Source organism: Paenibacillus amylolyticus, from assembly GCF_036894225.1.
GTDB lineage: Bacteria > Bacillota > Bacilli > Paenibacillales > Paenibacillaceae > Paenibacillus > Paenibacillus amylolyticus.
Genome location: NZ_CP145892.1, coordinates 3,839,973 through 3,852,686, shown reverse-complemented (window position 1 = coordinate 3,852,686; position 12,714 = coordinate 3,839,973). Strand labels below are relative to the sequence as shown.

Here is a 12,714-nt window from a genome sequence, read left to right as displayed (position 1 = left end):
CTTATCGCGTAGAGTTAAGGAGGCTTGAAAGAATGGGCGATCAAGCAACACATGTGCTTGCTGCCGATTACGGTGCCGGTAGTGGACGCGTAGTCCGGGGTTCTTTTGATGGAAACAGACTCTCGTTACAAGAAGTGCATCGATTCAACAACGAACCCGTGCAGCTGGGGGACGGATTGTATTGGGATTTCTTGCGACTTTTTCATGAATTAAAACAAGGCATTGTGAAAGGGACGCAAGGCGTCTCTCCATCAGTCCGTTCTATAGCAGTGGATACGTGGGGAGTGGACTATGGACTGGTGGATGGTGCGGGAAGGTTGTGCTCGAACCCACGTCACTATCGGGAAGCACGCAATGCACAGTGGATGGAAGAAGTTCTGCACATGGTGAAAGATGAAGAACTGTATGCCATGTCCGGCGTTTTGCCGCAGCAGATCAATACAGTATTTCAACTGCTAGGCAGTGTACGAGAGCAGGCCGAAGGTTTGCGTACGGATGTGCGCATGTTATTTATGCCGGATTTATTTCACTATTATCTATCCGGTCAGCAGGCTTGTGAGTATACGATTGCAAGTACTAGCGGGCTGTTGCATGCAGGCGAGGCGCGTTGGAATGAACATCTGATCGGGCGTCTCGGTATACCGGAAACATTATTTCCAAAACTCGTTCAACCGGGTACCGTGCTGGGTGATTTAACAAATGAGTTGTGCGAAGAGTTACGGACTGGACCGATGCAGGTAGTCTCTGTGGGCTCACATGATACGGCATCTGCCTTAGCAGCAATACCTGCGAATGATTCGGATTTCGCTTTTATCAGCTGTGGTACCTGGTCTCTTATGGGGGTGGAGCGTGATACACCTGTATTGGATGACCGAAGTCGTGCATTGGGATTCACCAATGAAGGGACGGTAAGTGGAAAAGTACGCACCCTGAAAAATCGTTCAGGCTTGTGGCTGCTACAGGAATGCAAACGGCAATGGGAGCAGGAGAATCAACTTTTTACACATGAAGAACTGATTCAACTGGCTACCTTGGCAACGCCACATCAAAGTTATGTATCGCCGGGAGATGGCGTGTATTTGGCGCCAGGAAATATGTCTGAACGAATACGGCAACAATGCAGTCTCACCGGACAGACTGTGCCTGAAACGACTGGAGCGATTGTGCGCTGCATTCTGGAAAGTCTTGCATTGGAATTCAGACAAACGCTGGATGAATTGCAGTTGATTACAGGTACAAGACCTCGTGTCATTCATATGGTTGGTGGCGGTGTGCACAATCGACTACTATGCCAGTTTACAGCCAATGCAGCCGGTGTCCCGGTGGTGGCAGGCCCGGCAGAGGCGACTTCAGCCGGGAATTGCATGCTGCAATTCCTTGCGCATGGAGAAGTGAGTAGCTTGGCCGAGGTACGGGAGGTCATGGCTGCTTCCTTTTCCCCCGAGACCTATGAGCCTGAGGATACAGAGCTGTGGCAGGAAGCTTATGAAAGCTACCAAAGTCTGAATCAAATCAAAAGGTAATGAACAGATTCAATGCAATGAGCATTGACGAAAATGCTACAAAGAAAAGTATGAGGAGTGGAGAGCAACATGTCTGAAGAGCAAGTAAGGGAAGAGTTGACGAAGTATGCATGTAGAGCAGTTGCCCAAGGCTTGGTGGTAGGACCCGGTGGGAATTTGAGCGCTCGCTCTGGGGGAACGATGTTGTTGTCTCCGAGCGGTTATGCACTTGAGGATCTGGAGCCTGACGAATGGATCGCCATTGATATCGAGACAGGAGAGACTCGTGCGGGAACAACACGTCCTTCTTCCGAAGTATTGATGCATCTGTACAGTTATCGTGTGAACCCTGATATCCAAGCCATTGTGCATACGCATCCGGCATATACGATCGCACTTAGTCTCGTTTTCGATGAATTGCCACACTTGTTCCCTGATCAGTCGGCATTGGTGGGCGATATCGGATTCGTTCCATATGTTCTGCCAACGACGAAGCTTCTTGCCGATGCAGTCTCAGCAAAGGTAGCAGAACATACGGCACTCATTCTCGTCAATCACGGATTGGTCACAACGGGTAAAAACCTCCGCGAAGCCTATTATCGCACCCAGGTGGTGGAAGAAAGCGCGAAGGTATATATGATCGCCAAGGCAGCGGGGGAACCCAAAGTGTTAACTGCTGAAGAATATAAGGAAATTCAATCCCTTGAAAGTGAAGCCTACCGTGTGCAGTTATTGCAACAACTCAAGTCCTGATACCTGATTTGAATATTAATGATTACATTTGTGATGTTAAAAGATTGCTACGTTAAGGGCAGATTGCATTCTCCAGATAAACGCTGGAATAAAGGATGTAAACTGCTCTTTTTTAATTTTTAATTTGAATTGAAAAGGCGCACAGTATAGCTGAGGGAATAATTCGCACTATTTTGATGAGAATTGTTGAAAATGTGATGTCTGCAAGGTATACTAACGTTAATCATCAGTGAGTAACAACTACGAAGAAGATTAAAAAAACAATTAAGTATCTAAGAGGGGTGAGATCAGTGGGTCCTGAGCTAAACGAAATGGAGTTGGAATACGAACTGTTAAAGCAGCTTCGAGACGCTAATGCTCCCATCGGGGCCAGTACGTTGGTTCATACTTTGGGCAAAACGTATGGTCTGAGTCAGGCAACCATCGGAAGAAGACTTATGGAGATGGATGTTGAAGGTTTTACAGTTCTGGAAGGTCGCAAGGGAAGAACTTTGACCGAACAGGGTCTGGATCGAATGAAGACGTTGGAAAAAGATTTGCAGCAACAAAGCGTGAACTCACAGTTAATTCAGATGCTGAACCATTCAGGGGAAAAGGCTCTGCTGGATGTTCTCGTTGCCAGAAGGGCACTTGAGCGGGAGATCGCTTCCCTGGCAGCACAACGTGCCTCGAAAGAATACATAGTACTGTTGCAAGCATCTATTGCCAACCAGCATGAATTGCTTTCCAAGAATATTATACCATACGAGGAGGACCGGGAGTTTCACAGATTGCTGGCTTATGCTGCGCAAAACCAAATTCTTCTGCATGCGGTTGAACTGGTATGGGAGACAAGCCGCGATTTTCTGGAAACCGCGTATATTCGCCGGAGAGTAGGAAGTGAATTAGTTGTGGATCATCAGCAGATTCTGGATGCTATTGTAGCGGGCTCTCCGGAGCAGGCTGAAGCGGCAATGGTGAATCATATCAACCAAATGATCGATGATGTCAAACGTTATTTCGCCATGCAAAACCAATAACATTCCTTAGAAACAGACCCGGTGATAAAGGAGTTGAGCTTGTGGACACAATCTACCGTCTAGGCATTGATATCGGAGGTACTTTTACGGATGCGCTTGTGATGGACCATCAGGGCAGGGTGATTGCGGCGCTGAAAACGCCATCGATTGCAGTAGCTCCTGAACAGGCGATTTTTAACGCACTTGATCAGTTGAAGGCGAGTGGCGTGAATATTCATGAGATTGATCTGTTTGTGCATGGAACAACGCTTGGTGTCAACACGTTGATTGAGCGAAATGGCGCAGTTACAGGTCTGCTGGTCACTAAAGGATTCCGTGACATTCTTGAAATCCGCCGGTTGCGACTTGAGGATACAACCAATCTGTATGGTGAAAAGACTGATGCGCTGGTACCGAGACATCGCGTTAAGGAAGTCGATGAACGGGTCATTGCGAGTGGGGGCATACTCCAGCCACTGAATGAGGAACAACTGTTGCAATCGGTGGATGAGCTGGTGGAGGATGGCGTTACCGCTTTGGCGATTAGCTTTTTACATGCTTATGTGAATCCTGCTCATGAGCAGCTTGCGGAAGATCTGATTAGGGAACGTTATCCGCAACTGTTCATCTGCCGAAGCAGCGCCATCTGGCCACAACAGCGTGAGTTCGAACGAACACTCGCAACGGCCATGAACGCTTATGTAGGTGAACGGATGGGGTCTTACTTCCTGCGTCTGCAAGAAGGGATTCAGGCATACGGCCTCAAAGCCAACTTGCTGTCGACCATGTCCAACGGTGGAATTATGACGGCTGCCAGAGCGGCTAATGAGCCGGTACGTACGCTTCTGTCCGGGCCTGCTTCCGGTGTAATCGCCGCGACGCATATTGCTGAACGAGCGGGCATTCATCAGGTCATCACATTTGACATGGGTGGGACAAGTGTTGACGTTGCCCTCATTGACAAAGAACCGAGTTATTCTTCTGAGAACAAGGTTGGAGATTTTCCTGTCATCATTCCCGCTGTTGATGTAACAGCGATTGGGGCTGGTGGTGGTTCAATTGCTTGGCTTGATTCCGTAGGCGTACTCAAGGTTGGACCGCGCAGCGCGGGAGCCAATCCCGGTCCGGCATGTTATCAGCGCGGGGGAGAAGAGCCGACAACCACAGATGCCTATCTACAGCTCGGTATCCTGCATGCTGACCATTTCCTTGGCGGACAAATGCGCCTGTATCCCGAACTTGCAGAGCGTACTCTGGGCAATCTGGGAGAGAAGCTTGGACTGAATGCCGAACAGACTGCGCAAGCCATTCTTGATGTGGCAACCGCCAATATGTACGCCCAGTTTTCTCCCCTCATGGCTCGCAAGGGCGTTGATCCCCGCGATTTTACGTTGCTCGCATATGGTGGAGCCGGCCCGATGCATGCTTTTCTGATGGCACGTGAGGTAGGTATCGGCAGAGTGCTGATCCCGCCATCTCCGGGAACATTGTGTGCCATGGGCTGCACGGTTGCCAATCTCCGCAATGATTTCGTTCATACGTTACACAAAAGCACCCAGACTCTGGAGTCTGGTGAATTAAGCTCTCTTTTTGCTGAATTGGAAAACCAGGGACATAGCTGGGTCGATGAGGAAGCCCGTGGTGGCGTCAAGCTGGACAATATTTATTGCCTATACAGTGCGGATATGCGATATGAGGGACAGGCCTTTGATATAGAGGTCACGCTGACATTGGAAGAAATTGAAGATCCCAAGAAGGCAGGGATTAAATTCCATACGTCTTACCAAAACGTGTTTGGCATTAGTCAGCCAGAGGCAGAGGTTATGTTTGTAAGTCTTAGAGCGACCATTGTTGGTGTTTTGCCTACCCATAACACTGCAGTTCCGGCAAATTTGCCATTCGATGAGAGTGAAACGGAAGCACGGATTATTACCTTTGACCATGTACAGCAGACAGCGAAGGTACTGAAAAGGGGACAGATTCCATCGGTGGATGCCCCCATTCCCGGTCCCATTATTGTGGAGGAATATGATACAACGATCTTTATCCCACCTGGATATAAGGTATACCGTGATGTTCACGGGAACGTGATTGGGGAGGTGGAAGCATGATCGGCGACAAAGTCTTTCTTGAGATTTTCAACAACCGGATTCAGGCTGCCGTGGAAGAAATGGCGAATGTCGTTTTGCGGACAGGATTCACCGCTTTTGTTAAAGAAACGGGCGATTTTGGAACCTACCTCTTATCTCCATCTGGGGAAACGTTCGGGTCGCCGCTGGAGACGGGTTACAATCTGTCCCTGGGCATCCCTGCTGCTGCGACCATTAACAGCATAGAAGACTGGAAAGAAGGGGATCTCGTCATATGTAATGATCCTTATTCCACTAAAGGCATGGTCACACACCTTCCAGACATTCATCTCATCAAGCCTTATTTTCACGAAGGGCGAATCATCGCTTACGGCATGTGCTTTGTTCATTCATCCGATGTGGGCGGCAAGGTACCTGGGAGCGTATCTCCCAGCGCCTACGATATTCATATGGAAGGCATTCGAATCGCACCAGTCAAGCTGTATGAAGCTGGTGTTCTGAACGAGCAGATCCTGCGCATGTTTCTGGACAACAGCCGAATTCCGGAGCAAAATCTCGGTGATCTCAAAGCGCTTATGGCTGCATTGAATCGGGGAGAGCAGCGGCTTGAGGAACTCATTGCACGATATGGCGTGGGAAAAATCCAGCAGGGCATCGAACATTTGCTGGAATATGCCGAGCTGAAGGCACGTGTTATCGTGCAAGATATCCCGGACGGTTCCTATGACTTCTGGGACTATCTGGAGAAAGGACCAGGGGGATATCCTATGCGGTTGCGTTGCAAGATGACGATTGCAGGCAGTGACATTCATCTGGACTTTAGCGGCACCGATCCTCAGGTCAGGGCTTCATTCAACATTCCTACTCACAACCAACAGGGGCATTACATGCTGGTGCCCGCACTTATTCGTTATTTCCGTACGCTCGATCCGACCATTCCTTGGAATTCGGGCATGATTCGCATGGTGCGAAATTACGCGCCGCCTGCTTCCGTACTTAACCCGGAGCCGATGGCAGCAGTTGGGGCACGTGCTGCGACCTTTATCCGGCTTATGGACGTCATCACGGGTGCTTTGGGAAAAGCTCAGGGCAGTATGGTTCCCGCGGCAGGAGCTGGACAAGCCTGCATCGTCATGATGGCGATGACCGATGCATCCGATGGCAAGAAAAAGGTTGGCGTGATTCAGCCGATCTGCGGAGGTTCGGGAGCTAGGCCGATGAAAGACGGAATTGATGGCATGGATTTTGCGGTCGGTCATCTTCGGAATATTCCTGCGGAAACGGTGGAATCCGAGATGCCTGTGTTGATCGAACATTATGGTCTTCGTGCCGACTCGGCAGGTGCAGGAACCTTCCGCGGAGGAAGCGGGATTGACCTGTGTGTCAGAATTCTAACACCGGATACTGTGATGACGGCCAGAAATATGGAGCGTATGGAGTTCCAGCCTTGGGGCAGACTCGGTGGCGGCGTAGGTTCACATGGAGAAGCGATTCTTAATGCTGGGCGCGCAAGTGAGCATCATCTGGGAAGAATTGATGAGCTACTACTTCAACCTGGAGAAACGGTTACGTTCCTGTCGCAAGGCGGAGGCGGATATGGTGATCCACTTGAACGTGACCCACGCCTAGTTCTGGAGGATGTAAGAAGTGGACTAGTATCCCCGGAGAAAGCCCTTGATTTATACGGTGTTGTGATTGACGGCCTGGAGCTGAACGAGAGCGATACCGAACAAATGCGAGGCAAGCGACCACGGCAGCAGGAGGAATTCGCCTTTGGCAAGGCGCGGGAGCAATTTGAAGACATATGGAGCGATGAGATGCAGGTAACACTGAATCAGGCCTTGCTGAATGCTCCGCTTGCACTAAGAGACTACCTGAAGCGTCAGACCATGGGCGTTGTAGAGGAGAAGTATAAGGATTCCCTAACTATAGATCCACGGGAGATATCCGACATTATGGAAGGTTTACGCCAGCAAATAGGGTTGCATTGATCAAGTGTATGGAGACTATATAGTTCTGTGTTATCGGTAAAACCAACTACATGGATGGGGGAATTTGCATGTTCAAATCCAACAAAAAACGCTTTCTCAGCCTCGCCTCTCTAACACTGGCTGGTACATTGGTGCTTTCCGCCTGCGGTGGAGCAGGCAGCTCAAGTAATACTGCCGGAGAGACCGACTCTTCAGGAGCAAGCGGAGACAAAGTTAAGCTGACGATGTTTATCTGGGCTGGCTCCAATCAGGATGTCGTTCCGAAAGAAGTGGTTGCCGAGTATGTGAACGAACATCCCAACGTTGAAGTCACCTTTGAGGAATCCTCCAATTCGGTAATGTACCCCAAGATGGTCGCAGGCAAGCAGGCTGATGCCAACAATCCGGTGGTTAACTTCGGTTACTTCAATGCAGATGCGACGGCAAAAGGATTGAATGATGACATGTGGGAGCCACTGGATACCAGCATTGTGACCAATATTAAGGATATTCCGGAGTCCTTCCACAAGCCAGACAATAAAGGTGTGGTCTGGGGCGTTTCAAGCTTCGCCCTGGTGTATAACAAAGACCTGGTGAAAACGCCGCCTACCAGCTGGAACGATCTATGGGATAACGAGGAGTTCAAAGGGAAAACTGCGCTCTGGGACTATATGTTCTATTCCTATATCTCCCCACTTATTGCTGCCAAAGGTCAAGAGATTGGCGCATCCTATGAAAATCCCGAGCCAGCCTTCCAGTTCTGGGCAGATCGTAGTGACCAGATTGGCACATTGGTTTCATCCAATGATCAGCTGAAGGCACTCCTGGAGTCAGGTGATGCGCTCATTGCCCCATTCAGTGCACAGGTTGCACAGACATGGATTGATGGTGGTTCTCCACTTGCCGTAGCGTATCCGAGTGAAGGTGCCATCTCCTTCCCATACACACTTCAGGTAGTGAAGGGCTCAACACCTGAGCAGGCACGTGTTGCAAATGAAATTATTAACGAGTTGTTGAGCGCGGAGGCGCTGTCACAATATGCAGAAGCAACGGGTACGCCAGTAACCAGTACGACAGCTGCAGTTCCGGACAAGTACAAGGATGATCCTTCATTCTCCGTGGAAACGCAAAGTAATGGTATTAATCCAGACTGGGATGTGCTTGCACAGAACAGCTCTTCCTGGAAAGAACTATGGGACCGTCTCGTGAAAACAAAACTTCAATAAAAGGATTGTTGCCAGGCACACAATAATTCCGGGTTCTGTTATGAACCCGGAATGGATGGGAGGGAATCAGAGATGAGCAGCGGACAAGAGACCATATCCATTGAAACAAGGGAAGTCACGAAGACTTATGGTAAGCGAGCCGCCGTTGATCAAGTAACACTCCAAGTGAAAAAGGGTGAATTCGTTTCCTTGCTTGGTCCGAGTGGCTGTGGCAAAACAACACTGCTGCGCATGCTTGGCGGACTTGAGCAGCCGGATCAGGGCACCATTATGCTGGGAGGTCGGGATGTTACTGGCATCCCGGCTTATGGACGCAATAGCAATATGATTTTTCAGCAGCTTGCGCTGTTCCCTCATATGGATGTATTCAACAACATTGCCTATGGCCTAAAGGTGAAGAAGTTACCAAAAGTCGATATCCAACGGCAGGTAGGTGAAATGCTTGATCTGGTCCAGCTCGGAGACTATGGCAGGCGTGCTGTATCCGAGCTGTCCGGGGGTCAGGCACAACGCGTCGCCATTGCTCGCGCACTGATCAACAGACCCGAAGTGCTACTGCTTGATGAACCTCTCTCTGCATTGGACATGCAGCTGCGTCTCGATATGCAGCGTGAACTGAAACGCATCCAGCGTGAATTCGGCGGAACGTTTATCTTTGTAACGCATGATCAGAGCGAAGCCATGAATATGTCTGACCGAATTGGCGTTATGCGCGATGGAAGGCTGCTGCAATACGCAACCCCTGATGAAATCTATGAAAGACCGACCGATAGTTTCGTGGCCAAGTTTATTGGAGATACCAATCTCTTTGAGACGGAATTACTGGGACATGATGTGAATGGAATTCGGGTGGAATGCTTCGGCAAGCCATTGCTGGTGAAAGTCAGTGATGGCAATGCTGTACCGAAAGCGGGAGCACGACATTCCTTATCAATCCGCAATGAGTATATTCGACTTGGAGAAGATGCAACTCATTGCCTGAACAAGCTGGATGGACACGTGATTGAAGCGGTGTATGGCGGAGCAAATATTCGATACAGTGTGCAGATTGCTGAAGGTTTTCTGGTTCAGGCCAGTGTGCTGCATCAGCGGGGAGCTTCACGTTATAGTCCAGGTGAGCCAATACAAATTGGCTTTGATCCAGAGGACGCGCTCTTGTTATCCGAACCCATTGATGACCGTGTACAGGGGGCAAGAATATGAACCGGATCGCGGAACGGATCGTGAATCTGTATTCCTTTGGAAACCGCACATGGGTAACCCGGTTGCTGCTTCTGTTGCCTGCGCTTGCTCTGATGGGCATCGTGTATCTGGGCGGGTTGCTGATCTTTGGCAGATATAGCTTTGATATGTATGAGAATGGAAAGCTTATTCGGGGCTGGGATTGGGGGGCCTATCGTGCGTTTCTGTCCGACCCTTATTATTGGAAGCTGATTGGCACAACGTTTCGCATTGCCTTCAAGGTTACGCTATGGAGTCTTCTGCTTGCCTATCCGCTGGCCTATTGCATTGCGGGTCTAAAGAAGCCTGGCATGAAGCAATTGTTGCTGCTGCTCACGTTTCTTCCGCTACTGGTCAGTGCCGTTGTGCGTTCTTACGGATGGCAGCTTTTGTTGTCCAAACAGGGCTTCATGAACTGGCTGTTCATCCGGTTGGGGCTTACCGAGGAAGGGTTCAGCATGATATACAACGAGACAGGTGTTGTTGTGGCCCTTGTCCATATTTTTCTGCCATTTATGGTCTTTCCGATCTTGAATGTACTGTCCCAAAGTGACGCTTCCTTAAAGGCAGCTGCTCAGGATCTGGGGGCGGGCAGCTGGAGAACATTCCTGACCATTACCCTGCCTTTATCGGCAAGAGGCATTGCAAGCGGGGTGCAGATTGTGTTCACGCTATGTCTCACCGCATTCACCACACCTCAGCTGATCGGCGGGGGAAGAGTCATGACACTTCCGGTATTTATATATCAGCGAACCTTGGACACCAACTGGCCGATGGCTGCGGTTGCCAGCCTGTTTTTACTTGTGTCTTCCATTGTTGTTTCGTTGCTTGTGAATAAAGGAGCAGAAATGCTGATGTTCCGTCGTTCCCGCAAGGGAGGTCAGGCGTATGGTTAAGTCGAACAGGGGCACCAAGCTGTTACTCTACATCTTTGTGGGTGCCGTAGCGATTTATTTGCTGCTGCCACTGCTGATGATTATGTTGACATCTGTAGGCTCAGGTTCAGCCAGCAAATTTCCCCCGGAAGGTCTAACCTTGAAGTGGTATGCCAATCTGAGTGAGCAGACCCAGTTTCTCGATGCATTCAAGAACAGCCTTATTGCTTCTACAGGGGCGGTTCTGCTGGCTTTGATTACAGGTACGCTTGCTGCGTTAGCAATCGTGCAATACCCTTTCCCGGGCTCGGGTATCTTAAGGGCATTTTTTGTATCTCCAATGGTTATGCCAAAAATTACGCTGGGTATTGCATACCTGATTTTATTCTCAAAAATGCATATTGCAGGCGGACTGTTTGCACTTATTTTGGGTGAAGCGGTCATTGTGCTGCCATTTGTGCTCACTATTGTTGGCAGTGCGTTAGCCAATCTGCACCCGGCTCATCGGGAAGCTGCCGCGGACCTTGGTGCTGGGCCGATACGCATTTTTTTCACAATTACGCTGCCACAGCTCCGACTATCCCTGCTTCTGTCAGGGTCAATCGCTTTTGTCTTCACTTTTGATCAGGTCGAGGCTGCACTGTTGTTGCTCCGTCAGGACAGCTACACGTTGCCAATACAGCTATTCCTGTATATGGAGAAATGGCAGGACCCAACGATAGCCGTGGTGTCTGTTGTTCTGATCGCGTTTGCGCTGGCTCTGTTTATGACGATTAAACTAGTGTTGCGCTCTGTACCAGGACTTGAAAGTTTGTTTGGTCGCAGGAAAACAAAAGGAGGACTGGATCAAAATGAATAATTCACAGCATCTATCCCATAGCTCAAGTCTGAACAGGGACCGGGCGGAAGAAGTGATGAAAACTCAGGGGCTAAGCGCCCTGATCGCAACAACTCCAGAGAACATTCAGTATGTCATCGGGTCCCAGCTGCGTGCAAGCAACTGGACCATGCAGATTTATGCGGTTTTACCTGCCGACAGATCTGCTAAGCCTTGTATCGTCATTCCAACGAATCGGTTAGGCGTTGTAGCCCAGTTCGGTATTACGGGGGTAGATATATTTGCCTACAGTGATTTCTTTGTGGAAGGTTCAATTGAAGGCAAACCTTCCACTGACGACATTGATCTCTTTTATTCTCTTCTGCAAACGACGGTTATTCATCCGGGTCCTGTTGAAGCACTCAAGGCTGCATTAAAACAGCTTGAGATCGAAGATCAGCCGATTGGAATCGATGAGATGCGGATCGCTCCCGATATTCTGGCTAGAATCAAGGAGGAGGTTCCTGACAGACCGGTAATTCCCGCATATAAGTTGTTCCGAGAAATCCGTCTGGTCAAGACACCTTTCGAAATCGAGCAACTTCGTCAGGCTGCCCAATTAAATGAACGGATTGAGCAGGAACTAATTGACCTGATTGCAGCAGGTGTTCATGAGAAGCAACTTGCCGATCATTATCGTCTGGCTGTGATGAGAGCGGGTGGAACTCCGGCAATGACAGCGGTAGGGGCAGGGCCACGTAGTGCGCTACCACTCATCGAAAATTATTTTCATATGATTGAGGTTGGAGATCAGATCCGTTTCGATCTTTGCCTGCAGCTGGAAGGATACTGGGGAGATACGGGCCGCACGGTTGTTGCAGGGGAACCTACCGCTTGGATGAAAAAACATTTTGCTGCGGTCAAAAGTGGATGGGAGACGGCACTTGAGACCGTGCGCCCTGGCGTCAAGGCGTCGGAAGTATTCCATGCGGCAGTGTCTCGCGTACAGCGTGAGGGGATTCCGCATTACCGACGTCAGCATGTCGGACATGCCATCGGGTTGGAACTGTACGATGATATAACCCTCTCCCCGGGTGACCAGCGGATACTGGAGCCCGGTATGGTGTTATGTGTTGAGGTGCCATATTACGAGCTAGGTGCTGGTGGGTTCCAAATCGAAGATACAATTGTTGTAACGCCAGATGGTTATGAGTTTCTAACCCATATGGAGCGGAAATTGTTCACTAAATAACGATAGATGG

General features: G+C 49.6%; 10 protein-coding genes. All 10 read left to right on the top strand.

Annotated elements, in window-relative coordinates; genetic code table 11:
- Positions 1-32 precede the first annotated feature (32 nt).
- Positions 33-1,523 (top strand): rhamnulokinase family protein, encoded by a 1,491-nt coding sequence (locus tag V6668_RS17080; RefSeq protein ID WP_338706217.1) that lies wholly within the window; start codon positions 33-35, stop codon positions 1,521-1,523.
- A gap of 69 nt (positions 1,524-1,592) precedes the next feature.
- On the top strand, positions 1,593-2,255 hold the full coding sequence (locus V6668_RS17075) for a class II aldolase/adducin family protein (RefSeq protein WP_338706216.1): 663 nt from the start codon (positions 1,593-1,595) through the stop codon (positions 2,253-2,255).
- 290 nt (positions 2,256-2,545) lie between these two features.
- Complete coding sequence (locus V6668_RS17070; RefSeq protein WP_245838229.1) at positions 2,546-3,274, top strand: FCD domain-containing protein; 729 nt, start codon at positions 2,546-2,548, stop codon at positions 3,272-3,274.
- A 41-nt stretch (positions 3,275-3,315) separates the two neighbouring features.
- On the top strand, positions 3,316-5,364 hold the full coding sequence (locus tag V6668_RS17065; RefSeq protein ID WP_338706213.1) for a hydantoinase/oxoprolinase family protein: 2,049 nt from the start codon (positions 3,316-3,318) through the stop codon (positions 5,362-5,364).
- Positions 5,361-7,334: a hydantoinase B/oxoprolinase family protein gene (locus tag V6668_RS17060; RefSeq protein WP_338706212.1), complete on the top strand. Its 1,974-nt coding sequence runs from the start codon at positions 5,361-5,363 to the stop codon at positions 7,332-7,334. Before V6668_RS17065 ends, V6668_RS17060 begins: the two co-directional genes overlap by 4 nt.
- A 68-nt stretch (positions 7,335-7,402) precedes the next feature.
- Positions 7,403-8,539 (top strand): ABC transporter substrate-binding protein, encoded by a 1,137-nt coding sequence (locus V6668_RS17055; protein ID WP_338706209.1) that lies wholly within the window; start codon positions 7,403-7,405, stop codon positions 8,537-8,539.
- A gap of 72 nt (positions 8,540-8,611) precedes the next feature.
- Complete coding sequence (locus V6668_RS17050) at positions 8,612-9,742, top strand: ABC transporter ATP-binding protein (protein ID WP_076250384.1); 1,131 nt, start codon at positions 8,612-8,614, stop codon at positions 9,740-9,742.
- Positions 9,739-10,656 carry an ABC transporter permease gene (locus V6668_RS17045; protein WP_076317687.1) on the top strand — a complete coding sequence of 306 codons (918 nt, stop codon included), beginning with the start codon at positions 9,739-9,741 and terminating at the stop codon, positions 10,654-10,656. The genes V6668_RS17050 and V6668_RS17045 overlap by 4 nt, the downstream gene beginning before the upstream one ends.
- On the top strand, positions 10,649-11,494 hold the full coding sequence (locus tag V6668_RS17040) for an ABC transporter permease (RefSeq protein WP_036613795.1): 846 nt from the start codon (positions 10,649-10,651) through the stop codon (positions 11,492-11,494). Before V6668_RS17045 ends, V6668_RS17040 begins: the two co-directional genes overlap by 8 nt.
- The gene (locus V6668_RS17035; protein ID WP_338706208.1) at positions 11,487-12,704 is read left to right on the top strand and encodes a Xaa-Pro peptidase family protein; all 1,218 of its coding nucleotides are present in this window, start codon (positions 11,487-11,489) and stop codon (positions 12,702-12,704) included. Before V6668_RS17040 ends, V6668_RS17035 begins: the two co-directional genes overlap by 8 nt.
- Positions 12,705-12,714 lie beyond the last annotated feature (10 nt).